Genomic DNA, 16,280 nt, shown 5'->3' on the forward strand with positions numbered 1-16,280 from the left:
CTCTGCTTCAAGTCTCTATCCACATCATTGCCACAAAAATTATATCATAACCGCATAGGGGTGACAAGAAATGTTTTCTAACACGCAGCGCCTAGAACAAGGACAACTGGTTGGATTCCGGCAATCCGCGGAAGCATCCCATGCCCGTCAATACCTCGATAATCGTCTTACTTGCCTTGGATCTCTGCTGGAAATCTTCGATGGACAGGAACTCTCCGTCATCCTTGGCAGCCGCGATGTTGCGCGCCGCATTGTCCCCGATACCGCCAATGGCCGAGAACGGAGGAATGAGCGATTCGCCGTCAACGATAAACTTCGTTGCATCCGAACGATATAAATCGATCGGTTTGAAGGAAAAGCCGCGGGCTGTCATCTCTAGGGCCATTTCCAACAAGGAAATACTGTTCTTCTCTTTGGTCGTGGCGTTAAAGCCCTTGTCCTCGATTTCGATGATCTTCTTCTGAATGGCATCATAGCCTTGACAGAGCAGCTCGAGGTCGAAATCTTCCGCGCGAACCGAGAAATACGTTGCATAGTATTGAATCGGGTAATACAGCTTGAAGTAGGCGGTTCGAACCGCGGAAATAACGTAAGCGGCGGCATGCGCCTTAGGGAACATGTATTCAATCCGCAGACAAGAATCAATGTACCACGCCGGCACCTTGCAGCGCTTCATCTCTTCGATCCATTCCGGCGTAAGACCCCTGCCTTTACGCACGCTTTCCGTGATCTTGAAGGCAAGTCCGGCATCCATACCCGCTTTATAGATGAGATACAGCATGATATCGTCACGGCAGCCGATTACGGTCTTGATGTTGCAAGTGCCTTTCTTGATCAGTTCCTGCGCATTGCCGAGCCAAACCCCGGTACCATGCGATAGTCCCGAAATCTGAAGCAAATCGGCAAACGACGACGGCTGCGTCTCCTGAAGCATCTGGCGTACGAACTTCGTCCCCATCTCCGGCACGCCGTACGTTGCAACCGGTGTTCGGATTTGCTCCGGTGTTACGCCTAATGCTTTGGTCGAGTTGAACATGCTCATGACTTTAGGGTCATTCATCGGAATCGTTGTTGGATCAACGCCCGTCAAATCCTGCAGCATCCGCATCATGGTCGGATCATCGTGACCGAGGATATCAAGCTTCAGCAAGTTGGCTTCGAAGGCGTGATAATCGAAATGAGTCGTCTTCCATTCGGCGTTCACGTCGTCCGCCGGATATTGCACGGGAGTAATATCTTCGACTTCCATATAATTCGGAACAACAACGATACCGCCCGGATGCTGGCCCGTACTCCGCTTTACGCCGGTTACGCCTGATGCAAGGCGGGACAATTCCGCGCTGCGCCAAGTTTTACTATGATCCTCGGCATACTTGCGGGCAAATCCATAACCGGTTTTTTCGGCTACCGTACCGATTGTGCCGGCACGGAACACGCATTTGTCGCCGAACATGATCTTCGTAAAGTTATGCGCCGTCGGTTGGTATTCACCGGAGAAGTTAAGGTCGATATCGGGAACTTTATCGCCCTTGAAGCCAAGGAAGGTTTCGAACGGGATATCCTGTCCTTCTCCCTTCATTGGCAAATTGCAATTCGGACAGTTCTTGTCCGGCAAATCAAATCCGCTTGGGACGCTGCCGTCCAGGAACCATTCGCTATGCCGGCATTCCGGATTTTTGCACAAATAATGCGCCGGCAGCGGATTAACCTCGGAAATGCCAAGGAACGTCGCAACGACGGAAGAACCTACCGAACCCCTCGAGCCCACGAGATAACCATCGGCATTGGACTTCTTAACGAGCTTCTCCGAAATCAAGTAGTTGGCGGAGAAACCGAATTTGATAATCGGTACTAGCTCCTTCTCGAGCCGGTCGATAACAACCTGCGGGAGATCTTCGCCGTACATTGATTTCGCTGTGTTATAGCATGTACTCCGGATTTCTTCTTCCGCGCCCTCAATAATCGGGGTAAACAGCTGGTCCGGGAACATCTCGAACGGCTCGAACCGGTCAGCAAGTTCAATCGTGTTCTTGACTACGACTTCGTAGGCACGCGCTTCTCCGAGGAAAGCAAACTCGCGAAGCATCTCGTCGGTCGTCCGCAAATGGGCATCCGGCTTTCGGATGTCCTTCAGCGGGCTGAATCCGGTAATGCCATGAATGGCGATATCGCGATACAGCTTGTCCCTTGGATTCAGATAATGGACGTTGCCCGTTGCGATAACAGGCTTGCCAAGTTCATCGCCGATCTCGCAAATGCGGCGCATGGCCTGCTCAATCTCGGCGCGGCTGCCTACAAGTCCTTTATCAACAAGATGCATGTAGAAGTCAATCGGCTGGATCTCGAGCACATCGTAGAACCGGGCAACCTCAAGAGCTTCTTCATAAGATTTATTGAGCACCGTCTCGAAAAATTCACCCTTCTCGCAGCCGGAAATGACAAGAATGCCTTCACGCATGTCGACAAGCTTACTCTTCGGTATGCAAGCAACCCGTTTAAAATGCTCGGTATGAGAAATCGACACCATCTTGAACAGATTTTTTTTGCCAACCGCGTTTAACGCGTAAATATTGCAATGGAACGGCCGGGAATTGGAAATGTCCAGACCGACATAATCGTTTAATTGATGAAGTCCCGTAATATTGCGTTCTGCCGCGTCATTAATGAGGCCATACATTACACCGCCGAGAGCAACGGAGTCGTCTACGGCACGGTGATGATTCTCAAGAGAAACTTTGTATTTCGCCGATAACGTATTAAGTCGATGGTTCTTAAGCGTCGGATGAAGGAATCTTGCGAGCTCCAGCGTATCAAGCACCGGATTCGTTAATTCCGGCAAGCCGATAGACTTGAGATTGGCTTGAATAAATCCGATATCAAACCTTGCATTATGGGCGACCAGAATGCAATCCCCTATAAAATCGATAAATTCGCGAAGCTTCGGCTCAAGCTCCGGCGCATCCTTGACCATATCATCATTGATATTCGTCAACTGCTGAATATGGTAAGGGATTTTCTCATGCGGGTTTATAAAGGTGGAGAACCGGTCAATCTCTTTGCCGTTTTGCATTTTTACGCCAGCAAGCTCAATGATTTTATTATTAATAATGGATAAGCCCGTGGTCTCAATATCAAATACGACATAGACGGCAGAAGCAAGCTGGTCTTCTCTTGGGTTCAGAACCATCGGTACCGCGTCATTTACAACATTGGCTTCAAGGCCGAATAAAACTTGGATATTATTTTTCTTTGCAGCCTTGAATGCTTCCGGGTAACAATGAATATTGCTGTGATCCGTAATCGCAATCGCCTTATGTCCCCACTTGGCGGCCATCTTCACGTACTCGCCAATCGGAGTAACCGCGTCCATCGCGCTCATGGTGGAATGAAGATGGAATTCAACGCGTTTTTCCTCCGCATTGTCTTTGCGGTCCGGGGGCGAAGAGATTTCCTGAAGATCATTAGGGATCATCACAAGTTCAGGCTCCTGCATGAAGCGGTCGTAATCGACCTTGCCGCGTGCCTTCACCCATTTGCCATTCGACAGCAGACTCAGGATTTTTACGTCTTCCTTATTCTTGGCAAACATCTTCATTGCCATGGAATCCGTAAAGTCCGTTACGTTAAAGGTGAACAAGGTCATTCCGTTGCGGAGCTCCTTCACCTCTAGGCCAAATACAGCCCCCTGAACCGTAACCTTCTTCTCTTCTTCACGGATATTCATAAGCGGGGTAGGTTCATCGCGAATGTCATAACCCATTGCCAGTTTGACAGGCTCTTCATCGCCTTCTGCCTCATTCGACTCGGCAACGCTCTCCATAATCTGAATGACGGCTTCCCTCTCCGCTTGATCCCGCTTCTGCTGGAACTCCTCGTAAGCATCTTGTCTGACCTGCTCGCCAACCTCCAGCTTAACCCGGTAATTCCGACTGAAGGTACGTTCGTAAAAGCTGCTGATCGCTTCGTCGATCTTCTTCTTCTTGGCCAGCTCCAGCCCCATGCCATCCAGCATCGATACGGCAATCATCTCGTCTGTCGGCTCCATGCCGGCTTTGCTTAACCAGCCGTTAACCGAAGCGTTTTCCTGCTGTACCCATTCCAGGAACAAAGGCCAATATTCCCGGGCGATGTCTGCCGATGGAACGGCATCATCATAAAGAAGCTTAAAAGAAGTTTCGGCTATATGAGAGAACTTCATGTTTACGGCTTGGGTTAAAGCCATAAACGCTTTATAAGGAACTAAAGACGTTTTGCGAATGCAAAACGTCCATTTTCTGTTGCTTTTCCCTACAATGACTTGCTCGATGTAACCGTCTTTGTAATAGGAATTTATAATTTCGAGCGGCAGCCCCGCTTGCTGCATAAGCAGCTCAAAGCGCTGCCGGTTGTCTCCGGTTTGGCTCATGGCAATCAATCACTCCTGTACGATCCAATCCGATCGATGCTTTTAGTAGGCACGTGCAAATACGACCGTGTGCTCCGCATGATCACCGCATACGAGACATTTGCTTTTCTTCTTCTCCGGTTCAAACGGAATGTTGCGGCTTGTTGCTCCAGTCTCTTCCTTCACTTGCTTCTCGCAAGCAGCGGAACCGCACCAACCAGCCAGTACAAATCCACGTTTTTCTTCCATCGAAGCTTTCATCTCGTCAAGCGTCTCTACGTCGTAGAAATTATCTTCACGGAATTTTTTCGCTTTTTCAAACATATCGCGTTGAATATCGGCAAGCATCGTTTCCACTTCCGCGATCAGGTTATCCTGGCGGACGATCCGTTTCTCGCCGCTAATGCGCGATACAAGAACAACTTGCCCATTTTCCATATCGCGAGGACCAAGCTCAAGACGAAGCGGAACACCACGCATCTCGTATTCGTTGAACTTCCAGCCCGGACTTACGTCGGAACGGTCGTCAACTTTTACGCGTACGCCAGCTTTTTTAAGCTCCGCATAAAGTTCGTCTACCCGGCCAACCACTTGATCGCGGGTTTTAGCCGGACCAATTGGGATCATAATCACTTGAGTTGGCGCAACCTTCGGAGGCAATGCCAGACCGCGGTCGTCGCCATGAACCATAATCATAGCACCAATCAAACGCGTACTCACGCCCCAAGATGTGGTATGCGCGAATTGAAGAGTATTCTCGCGGTCGAGATATTTGATGTCAAACGCAACGGCAAATTTTGTGCCCAGATAATGAGACGTACCGGCTTGCACCGCTTTGCCGTCTTTCATCATCGCTTCGATGGAATACGTGTTAACCGCACCGGCAAAACGCTCGGACGGCGTCTTCTCCCCTTCAATAACCGGGATTGCCAGGAACTCTTCCACGAATTCGCGGTAGACCGTCAGCATTCTCATCGTTTCTTCGCGAGCTTCATCTTCGGTCTCGTGAGCCGTATGGCCTTCCTGCCACAGGAATTCGCTTGTGCGTAGGAACGGCAGAGTACGCTTCTCCCAGCGCACAACGTTTGCCCATTGGTTAATAAGGAGCGGCAGATCGCGGTACGATTGAATCCATTTCGCATACATATGGCCGAACATCGTTTCCGAGGTTGGACGAATAGCCAGACGCTCTTCCAGCTTCTCGCCCGCTGCTTCCGTTACCCATGGCAGCTCCGGATTAAAGCCTTCGACATGCTCCTTCTCCTTTTGGAAGAAGCTCTCCGGAATAAAGAGCGGGAAGTATGCGTTGCGGTGGCCCGTTTCCTTGAACCGGCGGTCCAGGTCGCGCTGAATATTTTCCCAGAGCTCATAGCCTTCCGGACGGAAAACGATACAGCCGCGTACCGGCGAATAATCCATGAGCTCCGCTTTCTTAATTACATCGATATACCATCTAGAAAAATCCTCGCCTTGTGGCGTAATTTCGGTAACAAACTGTTTATCCTTGGACATAACCGACTTATGGCTCCCCTCGTACCAATCGCAAAATATCATTGTAAGTCACCACAAGCATCAGCAGCATAATTAAGGCAAAACCGATGAAGTGGACCATGCTTTCCCGGCTAGGATTAACCGGACGCCCGCGAACTGCCTCGAGACCGAGGAAGATGAGCCTGCTGCCATCAAGCGCGGGAATCGGCAGCAAGTTGAATATACCCAGATACAGGCTTAACAAAGCCGTCCATGACGTCAGATCCGTAATGCCTTTGCGGGCAATTTCACTGGTCATTTCCGCTGTACGCACCGGTCCGCCCAGGTCATCCAGCTTAAAGTCTCCAATAATAATCTTCTTGAAGCCTTCGAAAATACTGATTGTCATCGTCTTCATCAGCTTCGCTGCACCCGTGATCGTCTCGCCCACTGTGGCGCTGCGGAACTGATAAGCCGCTCTGAGGCCAACCTTGCCAACGCCTTGATCATCCGCAACCGGAGTTAGCTTAATCGGCTCGAGCGCTCCATTGCGGATAACGTTCAATTGAATCGGCTTGCCTGCGGAAGCGCCGATAATATCAATCATTTTGTCATAATCGGTGCCGATCTTGACGCCGTTTACGGTATCGATCAAATCACCTTTTTGCAGTTGTGCCTGCTCGGCCGGCATTCCTTTGGTTACTTCATCGACCAGCAAGCCTTGCGGCGTACCGGCGAGTTGTATGTATGCCATAAACAAAACAAACGCAAGCACAAAGTTCATAAGAGGGCCTGCAAAGATGGACATGGCGCGAGCGCCAACCGACTTGCTTCCGAATTGACGGTCAATTGGAGCAATCTGCGTCTCTTTCCCTCTAGAAATGAGAAGCGCCGTAGGATGAACGGAGAAACGGTCGTTCTCCCCTTCAACGTCGAGGGTAACGAACAAATCCTTCTCCAAGTCGATACCGGTCACTTCCCCGCGAATAACACCGCTCCGCTCATCCAGGCGATCGAGATAAATCCGGGTAACCTGGTTATTCTTCACCCGAACGGCTACCGTTTGGCCGACAGTAACCTCTACAATCTCCGGATCCTCGCCTGCCATGCGGACAAAACCGCCTGCGGGCACAAGCCTAAGCGTAAAGCGAGTTTCACCGCGTTTGATCGAGAATAACTTCGGCCCGAAGCCGATAGCGAATTCCCGGACCAAAATCCCGGCGCGTTTCGCGAAAAAATAGTGTCCCCATTCATGGATGGTGACAATGACAAAAAATACGAGCACGGTCATAAATATGACCCGAATCATCTCCATAGCGAGCCTCCTGTTCGTAACGGCCTGTACATAGATTATCATTATTCTCCCGTACGATACAAGAGAACCGCAGGTTAAGGCAAAAGCTAGATGACCGCAGCCTCTCCGCGAGCCCAAGCATCAATCTCCGCAATAGCCTGCAAATCATTTACTGCTGTTACCGAGTGGCGCTCGAGAACGCGCTCCAGCACTCGCTCAATCCCCAAGAAATCAATCTCCCCGTTCAAGAAACGGGCTACCGCAACTTCATTGGCTGCATTAAACACCGTTGGCGCCGAATCTCCGGCACGGCCGCAGTCAAAGGCAAGCTTGAGACAGGGGTATCGGGCAAAATCCATTTCGCGGAAATGCAGCTTCCCGATAGCCGCCAGATCAAGCCGGCCTGTCGGAGTTGGACGGCGGTCCGGATAAGTCAGCGCATACTGGATGGGAACCCGCATATCGGGCAAGCCCAGCTGAGCGATTACGCTGTTGTCGCTGAATTCCACAAAAGAATGGATGATGCTCTCCGGATGGATCAATACCTTGATCTGATCATAGGTCACGTCAAACAGCCATCTTGCTTCGATGACCTCCAGCCCTTTGTTCACCATCGTGGCGGAATCGATCGTAATCTTCGCTCCCATGGACCAGTTCGGATGGTTCAATGCTTCGGCTACCGATACGCCTTGCAGCTGTTCACGAGTACGATCGCGGAACGAACCGCCCGATGCCGTCAAGGTGAGCTGCTGCAAAGCCTTAAGATCTTCGCCGTTCAAACATTGGAAAATCGCCGAGTGCTCGCTGTCCACCGGAATGATCGAGACGCCTTTTTGTCTGGCGCGCTCCATTACGATATGACCGGCGGTCACAAGGGTTTCTTTGTTCGCCAGCGCAATCGTCTTGCCCGCGTCAATAGCGGCAAGAGTTGCAGGAAGTCCACGGCTGCCAACAATCGCCGTAACGACAACATCGGCATCATTATTCGCCGCGATTTCTACAAGCCCCTCTTCGCCATACAGGACCCGCGTGCCCGCAGGCAATTCAGGCCTTGCTTGCTCCGCTAGCTCCTTGTTAGCCAAGCAAACTGCCGAAGGCCGGAACTGCTTGGCCTGCTCAATCAGCAGCTGAAGGTTATTGCCCGCCGATAAGCCGACAACCTGATAGCGGTCCGGATCATTGGCAATGACGTCTAACGTCTGGGTGCCGATGGAGCCGGTGGAGCCTAAAATGGTGATTTTTTTCATGGATTCCTCCTGGAACACGTTTGATGCATCGTGCTCTAGTGCTATTCGCTGCGCAAAAGTGTCATGGCTTCGATCGCTGTTGTCCGAGAATTTCTTGATCTCAATCCGCTTAGCGGTTGAAATTCACGGACAAAGGCGAGCGCTATCGCTTCTCTTCCATAACACTTTTGCTCCGCTCACTCTAGAGCAAACACTGACTGGCACTCCTCCCAAGTCGGAATGCCAAAGAAAAAAGATGGAGAACAGGGAAAAGCGTTATTAACATGTCGGAATTTCCATGTTAAGAGTTATCCATAAGTGGATAACTCCGCTCTCACTTTGTTTTATGTAGGGATCAAATCTGTCAAGATCAACAAAGGGAACACGATAATCCAACTGTCGAAACGGTCGAGAACACCACCGTGGCCCGGCAAAATAGAGCCGGAATCCTTGATGTTGCGAACGCGTTTGTAAGCCGATTGAATGAGATCGCCTAGTTGACCGGCTACCGCAACGATAAGGCCGATCAGCAAGGATGTCCCGATGTCGATAACATGAGGAGCGCATATCGCGAATATAAGCGCTGCGATCACCGCAAGGACAACTCCGCCGACAGAACCTTCAATTGTCTTGTTAGGGCTTATAGACGGCCACAGCTTATGCTTACCCATCGCCCGCCCGACGAAATAAGCGCCTGCATCGGACGCAACGTTGCATGTAATAATAAGAAACGACCAGAAAATGCCGTGGTGATCAAGATCGCGAACGGCATTCATCGAGCTAAAGCCGTAACCTACATATAAAGCGCCTAACAACATAAGCGAGGCGCCGTCGATGGTTATTTTGTTTTTGGTGAATACCGTCACCGCCAGCAGCAAGAAAGCCAGCACCCATAGTACGGTAATCGACGAAGGCGAATCCACGCCCATAAGCTTCCATGGCAAAACGAACATAAGCACGCCTGCATAACCAAGCAGGGACGCCGGTTCATTCCACGAGTGCCCATTCATCTTCGTATATTCGTTAAATCCAAGCAAAGCAAGCAAGACTAGCGCAGCTGCATAAAACCATCCGCCGGCTAATAGCAGAGCAACAAATGCTGCGCCGGCAAGCAGTCCCCAAATGATTCTCTGTTTCAAGTGATGGTCACTCTCCGTTATCGATGCTATAATCCGCCGTATCGCCGTGCACGCCGCTGATATTCTTGAATGGCTTCCTGCAGATGAGCCTCAGTAAACTCCGGCCAATAAACGTTCGTAAACCACATCTCGCTATAAGCTAACTGCCACAGCATGAAGTTGCTCAGCCGGAGTTCACCACTCGTACGGATCAACAAATCGGGATCAGGAATGTCTCCGCTTAACAATCGGCTGGAGAGCAGCTGTTCGTCAATCTGCTCGGTCGATAAACGTCCGTCCTGTACATCGGCAGCAATTTCTTTGATCGCTTCAAGCATTTCCCTGCGACCGCCGTAATTAAGAGCAAAATTGAGTACGAGTCCAGTATTATGAGCCGTTTTCGTAATAGCTTCCTCAACGGCGCTGAGCGTAAACGACGGCAGGTTTTCCTTATGCCCCATCATCCGAACTTGAACGTTTTTTTCAATGAGCTCTGCCAGCTCAATTTCCAAAAATTGCTGGGGAAGCTTCATCAGGAACTCAACTTCGTCTTTGGGCCGCTTCCAGTTTTCCGTGGAAAAAGCGTACAATGTCAAATATTTGACACCAAGACGATCTGCCTCCATCACGATCCGCTTCACCGTTTTCATACCGGTATGATGGCCGGCGATTCGTGGAAGTCCACGTTTCTTCGCCCAACGTCCGTTGCCATCCATAATAATGGCGATATGCTTCGGGACATTGTCAGCTGCCAACGGTTCAGCCGCATTCGAGGACGATTTGCCAAGTTTAGCCCAAAGTCGACTGATCATGTTTGTTCCTCCCACCCGGAATTCAAAAAACCAAACCCCACCTGTCGGAGGGGCTGTAGGCGCAATTATACTTCCATAATCTCTTTCTCTTTAGCTACCAAAACTTTATCAACTTCTGCGATGAAACGGTCCGTTGCTTTTTGGATGTCTTCTTGATGACGACGGGACTCGTCTTCGGAAATCGTTGTTTTCTCAAGCTTCTTAATGTCGTCGTTAGCGTCGCGGCGGATGTTGCGGATTGCAACTTTCGCTTCTTCGCCAAACTTCTTCGTTGTTTTAACAAGCTCGGTACGACGCTCTTCCGTAAGCGGCGGCAAAGTGATGCGGATCGCCGAACCATCGTTGGATGGAGTAAGGCCAAGATCGGATTTCATAATCGCTTTCTCGATCGCTGCGATCGACGATTTGTCCCAAGGCTGAATAAACAGCGTGCGGGAATCCGGAACATTAATATTCGCTAATTGCGCAACGGGCGTAGGCGCCCCGTAATATTCAACTTGAACACGGTCGAGCAAAGCAGGCGTCGCCCGTCCTGCACGAAGTGTAGCCAGATCACGTTTCAAAGCACCGATTGCTTTCTCCATACGCTCTTCTGCATTTTTCTTAATTGCTTGCGGCATTATTTCGCACTTCCTCTCACAATAGTACCAATCTTCTCACCAAGCACGACTTTCTTAATATTCCCTTTTTCGGTAATCGCGAACACGACGAGCGGAATATTGTTATCCATGCAAAGCGACGATGCCGTCGAATCCATAACACCAAGGTTCTTGTTCAGTACTTCCATGTATGTCAATTCTTCGTATTTCTCTGCTGTAGCATCTTTGAACGGATCGGCGGAATATACGCCGTCTACTTTGTTCTTAGCCATCAGGATGACTTCCGCTTCAATCTCGGCTGCGCGAAGAGCTGCAGTCGTATCCGTCGAGAAGAACGGATTGCCCGTACCGGCTGCGAAAATCACAACGCGGCCTTTCTCCAGATGACGGATTGCGCGGCGTCTAATGTAAGGCTCCGCGATTTGTTGCATGGCGATCGAAGTTTGAACGCGAGTAGGCACTTCAATTTGCTCCAACGCATCTTGCAAGGCCAGAGAGTTCATTACGGTTGCCAGCATGCCCATATAGTCTGCTGTCGCACGGTCGATGCCTTTGGCCGTACCCGCGATACCGCGCCAGATGTTGCCGCCGCCTACAACGATAGCGACTTCAACACCAAGTGCTACTACTTCTTTAACTTGTTCAGCGATTTCCGAAATGACCGAAGCTTCAATGCCGTAGCCTTGATCTCCCGACAAAGATTCACCGCTAACTTTCAGAACAATTCTTTTGAAAACAGGCTGTCCCATCGTCCCTACCTCCATCTTGTACCTCGCGGGCGAGGTAACATCCTATTATTTAGAAAAAAAGAGCGGGGCGAACGCCCCGCCCCGCCTGTGCGTTCGGTTTACAGTTTTGCTTGAGCCATAACTTCTTCAACGAAGTTATCCACTTTTTTCTCCAAGCCTTCGCCCAGTTCGTAACGAACGAAACGACGGATCGAGATGTTTTCACCGATAGCGCTGATTTTCTCGTTCAGAAGAGCCGAGATTGTTTTGTCCGGATCTTTAACGAAGGATTGCTCCATCAAGCAGTATTCTTCGTAGTATTTCGAGATACGGCCGTCAACCATTTTCTCAACGATTTTTTCCGGTTTGCCTTCGTTCAGAGCTTGAGCTTTCAGAATCTCGCGCTCTTTTTCGATTTCTTCAGCCGGAACTTCTTCGCGTTTTACGAACTTAGGGTTCGCTGCGGCAATGTGCATTGCGATGTCGCGAGCGAAAGTACGGAATTGATCCGTTTTAGCTACGAAGTCAGTTTCGCAGTTGATTTCAACCAGAACGCCGATACGGCCGCCTGCATGGATATACGATTCAACTACGCCTTCAGTTGCAACACGGCCAGCTTTGTTAGCTGCCGCGGACAGACCTTTTTCACGAAGCAATTCAATTGCTTTTGTGATGTCGCCGTTTGTTTCGTCCAATGCTTTCTTGCAATCGAGCATACCTGCTCCAGTTCTTTCACGAAGTTCTTTTACTGCGCTTGCGGATACCGCCATGATTAGCCCTCCTGGAAATTCCATTTTTAGTTTTTACGTTCAAAAAAAGGGCGGTGAGAGGCTTTCACCTTCTGACCACCCTTTGTTGTAGCAATTATATCGGATTAAGCAGTTGTTTGCTCGCCTTGGTTAGCTTCCACGATAGCGTCAGCCATTTTGGACGTCAGCAATTTAACTGCGCGAATCGCGTCGTCATTGCCTGGAATTACATAGTCGATTTCGTCCGGATCGCAGTTTGTATCAACGATACCTACGATTGGGATACCGAGCTTGCGTGCTTCAGCAACAGCGATACGCTCTTTGCGAGGATCGATGATGAACAGCGCGCTAGGCAGGCCTTTCATGCCTTTGATGCCGCCGAGGAATTTTTCCAGACGGTCTTTTTCTTTGTTAAGAATGATAACTTCTTTTTTAGGCAGTACTTCGAAAGTACCGTCTTCCGACCATTTTTCGAGTTGACGCAGACGGTCAATACGTTTTTGGATCGTTTGGAAGTTAGTCAGCGTACCACCCAACCAACGTTGGTTGATGTAGAAGTTGCCGCAACGTTCAGCTTCTTCTTTAACCGAGTCTTGAGCTTGTTTTTTCGTACCTACGAACAGCATAGTGCCGCCCTCAGCAGCTACAGAACGTACGAAGTTGTAAGCCTCTTCGACTTTCTTAACTGTTTTTTGCAGGTCGATAATGTAAATTCCGTTTCTTTCTGTGAAGATATAACGATCCATCTTAGGGTTCCAACGACGAGTTTGGTGACCGAAGTGTACCCCAGCTTCGAGAAGCTGTTTCATGGAAATAACCGCCATATTCAACACACCTCCTGTTATGGTTTTTAGTGATTACCTCCGCCCATCGCATCTTCCGCTAAAACTTCCGGCGACCGGAAGCACCATTATCGGAATTAATAGGCGTGTGTTTTTAACACCGTCAATTAATATAACATATCTGCCTAGACGGTGCAACAGATGATTGTCGAAATTTTGCAGTTTGTCTCTAACCCTTCATTTGCTGCTCAAATTCGGATTTGGTAAGCGGTTGGCTTGTCAGAATGCGAATGATGTCTGCAACCGTCGGATTCCCTTCAAAAATGAAATAGCCGGCGCGGACAGGTTTATTTTTCATCGTTTTGATAAAAGCATCCTTGTCCGAGATCAGCTTCTGCTCGGACAGTAGCTCCGCAGTGTCCGTTAGGTTCATCCCGCCTGTAATGCGAACCTGCCGCTTAACCGCTGCTTCGGTTGGCTTGTCGGCAGACCCTTCCTTCTTATCGTCACTCTTACTGCTTTCAACAGGTGGTTCCGATGCCTTTACAGCAGGTGATTCCTCCGGCTTCTCCGCGGCCGGCTTGGCCGTTTCAGCCGCATTCCGGCTAGCTTTATCCCGCTCCTCCGCAAGCTTCTCATCCAGCTCCGCCTGCGTGTACAGCTTGGGCTCTCCATCGTTAAATCCGTTCGAAAGCTTCTGCTGGCTTTCGTCCCCGATCTGCATCAGCTGCAGCAAAATAGCGCCGGCAATAATGCCGACACCTAATCCTGCGACAAAGGAGCGGTTCTTAAACATAAGCCTTCTCCTCCTGCTTGGCCAGCTGTAAGATAAGCTGAACTTCGCCTTTGTTCATGCTCAGCTTTTTTGCGATGGCTTCGATAGACTTGCCTTGATTATATAAATCAAATAGATCAGGATAACGTAACTGAATGCCCGATGCTGGCTGCTCGGGCTCTTGCACAACGGGCGGCAGCTCCTCTGCCAGTGGTGCTGTCTTAGCCGTTCCGGTGTCTACCTTCGTTTGCGCTGCCATCAATAGATCGTTTTGACGCTGCTGTTGAAGGAAAGCAAGCTGCTGCTCAAGCAGCAGACATTTGTTTTCAAGCTCCGCCAACCGCTGTTTGCCTGCTTCCGTCTGCTGTTTTCCCTCTTCCCGCAATGCGGAAACAAGCTTTACCAATTCTTGATGGTCCAGCTCCGTATTCTCCATAAATTGCTCAAGCGCGATTTCCATATTGCGCGTGTCCTTAGCTTCTCGTCCCTGCTGCTTTCTTGGCAGAAATAACGAAGCTACGGCGACAACCGCTCCCAGCAGTACAATATAAGTCCAGTTTGACATCATTCACACCCTCTACAAACATTGCTGTTCCTATAGCGAAATATCCACGTGATGCCCTTTATAGGGATGTTCGGCCTTATCCTCCGCATTCCCGGTCTCCTCCTGTTCCCGCTTCTGCTTTCGCTTTGCGAGATAAGGATTGCCGCTCTGACGGTCCCGATTATTGCGAACGTTCGTTCCGCCCGTCTGTTCAACGCCGGTATTCTTGCTGCGCAATTGTTCGGTTTGCTTGGATGCCAGTTCAGCCAAGCGGGAAAGCTCTGCATTCGCCTTATGATTCGACTGACTTTGCATTCCGCCCGCTTCCGGAGTACGCGGGATTGACCATTGCAAATCAATTGGCTTAAACGGCATTTACGAGCTCCTCCCTACGAGAAAGGTAATTGTACGATATCCCCGTCCGTATACCGGAAAGAAACACGCTGCACCGGATCTTTGATAAAGCGCGTGTAACGTCCGATTACAATTTTTATACCGCCGTAAACCGTATGGCTGATATCCACCTTTGCCTTATCGGTGCCCTCAAGCGTTCTCTCAATCTCCAGAATACGTTCTCTGATCTGGTCGATCTCCGCAGTTGTCTGGCGCCGTGTTGCTCCCAGCTTGATCCGCATGGCCATCTTCTGATCGTTTAACTGATCCATTGCAGCTTGCTGGTCAAGAATCGCTAATGCTTTTACCGTCTTGTCCATCGCGTCCATATGCTTGCGAAGCGTGAGGCGCAGCTCCTGCAGCTCGGAACGGGACTCTGGCTGTACCCCCACTTCAATAGAGGTCGCTGTTGACATCGTATTGCCTATCACGCGTGCCGACACTTGCTCTACCGCCTGTATGGAACCGCCTACAATTAACCCTTTTGATCCTTGGCAAATAACATTCCGGCCGGCGCGAACATGAGAATGCATAATGCTCTGAGACACCAAAACATCCTCGCCGGCAATAACATTGCTGTCTTGGATGAAGGAGCTTTTTACGTTTTTTTGAGCTTTGACATAGCCTTTATTGCCTGCCATGATTCCGCCTGTGATTTCTATCGACCCCTCGGACTCCAGCTCGGCACCCTCCACGCCGCCTATAACGCGGATATCGCCGGAAGCCTTTACCCGGAACCCGCTGAGGATATTGCCGCGAATGACAACCGTTCCGACAAAATCGATGTTGCCGACTCTATAATCAACGTCTCCGTTAACTTCATACACCGGAAAAACGTTTACTTTCTCTTTGTCAGTAATCGTAATAAGACCGTCAATCAAGGCATACATGGCCGTTTGAGTCTCGTTGACCACAACGTTTTTCCCTATTTTGAATCTAGCCTGTTTGCCTTGCTTGGCAGGAATCTCGTCGCCGGTTACCATCATACCGGGCGATCCAAAAAGTGCATCGACCCGTTCTGCGATTAATTGACCGCGCTTTACGTTTTTTAACCGGGAAACTTCTTTGAAATCCACTTTGCCGTCTTCCAGCTCTGCAGGACGCTGGTTCTGATCCTGCATGTCATAAGCAAAACGGATAGATCCGTCCTTACCTGGCGAAGCCGGATTACCAACAGCGATTAAGGTTTGCTCTTTGCAATACGCAAGCGTATTGGTGCAAATTTCATTTAACAGACTTGTTCGTATCCCATATACAACGCCCTTGCTGCGTACAAATCGTTCCAATTGACCGGGAGTACAGTCGAAATCCTCGGTGATCCGGTTAAAGGTCAGTAAAGCAGACAGCTTGTCAGCTGATATCTGGATACGCAAGTAAGACTCCAATAAATGGTCTTCCACCTTGCC

General features: G+C 49.9%; 14 protein-coding genes. All 14 read right to left on the reverse strand.

The features are described 5' to 3' along the window. Positions 1–91 precede the first annotated feature (91 nt). Positions 92–4,405: a PolC-type DNA polymerase III gene (locus tag ACR9FF_RS16955; protein WP_201000466.1), complete on the reverse strand. Its 4,314-nt coding sequence runs from the start codon at positions 4,403–4,405 to the stop codon at positions 92–94. 42 nt (positions 4,406–4,447) lie between these two features. Continuing rightward, positions 4,448–5,896 (reverse strand): proline--tRNA ligase, encoded by a 1,449-nt coding sequence (gene proS, locus ACR9FF_RS16960; RefSeq protein ID WP_201000467.1) that lies wholly within the window; start codon positions 5,894–5,896, stop codon positions 4,448–4,450. A 7-nt stretch (positions 5,897–5,903) separates the two neighbouring features. Then, on the reverse strand, positions 5,904–7,169 hold the full coding sequence (gene rseP, locus ACR9FF_RS16965; protein ID WP_127495797.1) for an RIP metalloprotease RseP: 1,266 nt from the start codon (positions 7,167–7,169) through the stop codon (positions 5,904–5,906). Positions 7,170–7,255: 86 nt separating this feature from the next. Further along, entirely contained in the window at positions 7,256–8,395 is a 1,140-nt protein-coding gene (locus tag ACR9FF_RS16970; protein ID WP_435163183.1) for a 1-deoxy-D-xylulose-5-phosphate reductoisomerase, read from the reverse strand. Between the two features lie 323 nt (positions 8,396–8,718). Further along, positions 8,719–9,513: a phosphatidate cytidylyltransferase gene (locus ACR9FF_RS16975; RefSeq protein ID WP_435163185.1), complete on the reverse strand. Its 795-nt coding sequence runs from the start codon at positions 9,511–9,513 to the stop codon at positions 8,719–8,721. A 26-nt stretch (positions 9,514–9,539) separates the two neighbouring features. After that, the gene (locus tag ACR9FF_RS16980; RefSeq protein WP_201000470.1) at positions 9,540–10,304 is read right to left on the reverse strand and encodes an isoprenyl transferase; all 765 of its coding nucleotides are present in this window, start codon (positions 10,302–10,304) and stop codon (positions 9,540–9,542) included. Positions 10,305–10,369: 65 nt separating this feature from the next. Then, positions 10,370–10,924: a ribosome recycling factor gene (frr, locus tag ACR9FF_RS16985; RefSeq protein WP_127495801.1), complete on the reverse strand. Its 555-nt coding sequence runs from the start codon at positions 10,922–10,924 to the stop codon at positions 10,370–10,372. Then, positions 10,924–11,652 (reverse strand): UMP kinase, encoded by a 729-nt coding sequence (pyrH, locus tag ACR9FF_RS16990; protein WP_127495802.1) that lies wholly within the window; start codon positions 11,650–11,652, stop codon positions 10,924–10,926. The genes frr and pyrH overlap by 1 nt, the downstream gene beginning before the upstream one ends. Positions 11,653–11,750: 98 nt before the next feature. Next, positions 11,751–12,401, reverse strand: a complete 651-nt coding sequence (gene tsf, locus ACR9FF_RS16995; protein WP_015844997.1) for a translation elongation factor Ts — start codon at positions 12,399–12,401, stop codon at positions 11,751–11,753. Between the two features lie 104 nt (positions 12,402–12,505). Next, a complete protein-coding gene (gene rpsB, locus ACR9FF_RS17000; protein ID WP_015844998.1) occupies positions 12,506–13,204 on the reverse strand; it encodes a 30S ribosomal protein S2 in 699 nt (232 codons plus the stop codon). A gap of 187 nt (positions 13,205–13,391) precedes the next feature. Further along, the gene (locus ACR9FF_RS17005; RefSeq protein ID WP_435163189.1) at positions 13,392–13,958 is read right to left on the reverse strand and encodes a hypothetical protein; all 567 of its coding nucleotides are present in this window, start codon (positions 13,956–13,958) and stop codon (positions 13,392–13,394) included. Next, a complete protein-coding gene (locus tag ACR9FF_RS17010; RefSeq protein WP_435163191.1) occupies positions 13,951–14,505 on the reverse strand; it encodes a DUF6115 domain-containing protein in 555 nt (184 codons plus the stop codon). Before ACR9FF_RS17010 ends, ACR9FF_RS17005 begins: the two co-directional genes overlap by 8 nt. A gap of 27 nt (positions 14,506–14,532) precedes the next feature. Next, entirely contained in the window at positions 14,533–14,856 is a 324-nt protein-coding gene (locus tag ACR9FF_RS17015; RefSeq protein WP_435163193.1) for a hypothetical protein, read from the reverse strand. A 14-nt stretch (positions 14,857–14,870) separates the two neighbouring features. Next, positions 14,871–16,274, reverse strand: a complete 1,404-nt coding sequence (locus tag ACR9FF_RS17020; protein WP_435163195.1) for a DUF342 domain-containing protein — start codon at positions 16,272–16,274, stop codon at positions 14,871–14,873. Between the last annotated feature and the right edge of the window lie 6 nt (positions 16,275–16,280).

The organism is Paenibacillus glycanilyticus, assembly GCF_051200795.1.
Lineage (GTDB): Bacteria > Bacillota > Bacilli > Paenibacillales > Paenibacillaceae > Pristimantibacillus > Pristimantibacillus glycanilyticus.

Coding starts and splice junctions, on each gene's coding strand:
- proS (WP_201000467.1), bottom strand. CDS start 5,896: ATGTCCAAGGATAAACAGTTTGTTACCGAAATTACGCCACAAGGCGAG.
- ACR9FF_RS16970 (WP_435163183.1), bottom strand. CDS start 8,395: ATGAAAAAAATCACCATTTTAGGCTCCACCGGCTCCATCGGCACCCAG.
- frr (WP_127495801.1), bottom strand. CDS start 10,924: ATGCCGCAAGCAATTAAGAAAAATGCAGAAGAGCGTATGGAGAAAGCA.
- ACR9FF_RS17015 (WP_435163193.1), bottom strand. CDS start 14,856: ATGCCGTTTAAGCCAATTGATTTGCAATGGTCAATCCCGCGTACTCCG.
- ACR9FF_RS16980 (WP_201000470.1), bottom strand. CDS start 10,304: ATGATCAGTCGACTTTGGGCTAAACTTGGCAAATCGTCCTCGAATGCG.
- pyrH (WP_127495802.1), bottom strand. CDS start 11,652: ATGGGACAGCCTGTTTTCAAAAGAATTGTTCTGAAAGTTAGCGGTGAA.
- ACR9FF_RS17005 (WP_435163189.1), bottom strand. CDS start 13,958: ATGTTTAAGAACCGCTCCTTTGTCGCAGGATTAGGTGTCGGCATTATT.
- rseP (WP_127495797.1), bottom strand. CDS start 7,169: ATGGAGATGATTCGGGTCATATTTATGACCGTGCTCGTATTTTTTGTC.
- ACR9FF_RS16955 (WP_201000466.1), bottom strand. CDS start 4,405: ATGAGCCAAACCGGAGACAACCGGCAGCGCTTTGAGCTGCTTATGCAG.
- rpsB (WP_015844998.1), bottom strand. CDS start 13,204: ATGGCGGTTATTTCCATGAAACAGCTTCTCGAAGCTGGGGTACACTTC.
- tsf (WP_015844997.1), bottom strand. CDS start 12,401: ATGGCGGTATCCGCAAGCGCAGTAAAAGAACTTCGTGAAAGAACTGGA.
- ACR9FF_RS17010 (WP_435163191.1), bottom strand. CDS start 14,505: ATGATGTCAAACTGGACTTATATTGTACTGCTGGGAGCGGTTGTCGCC.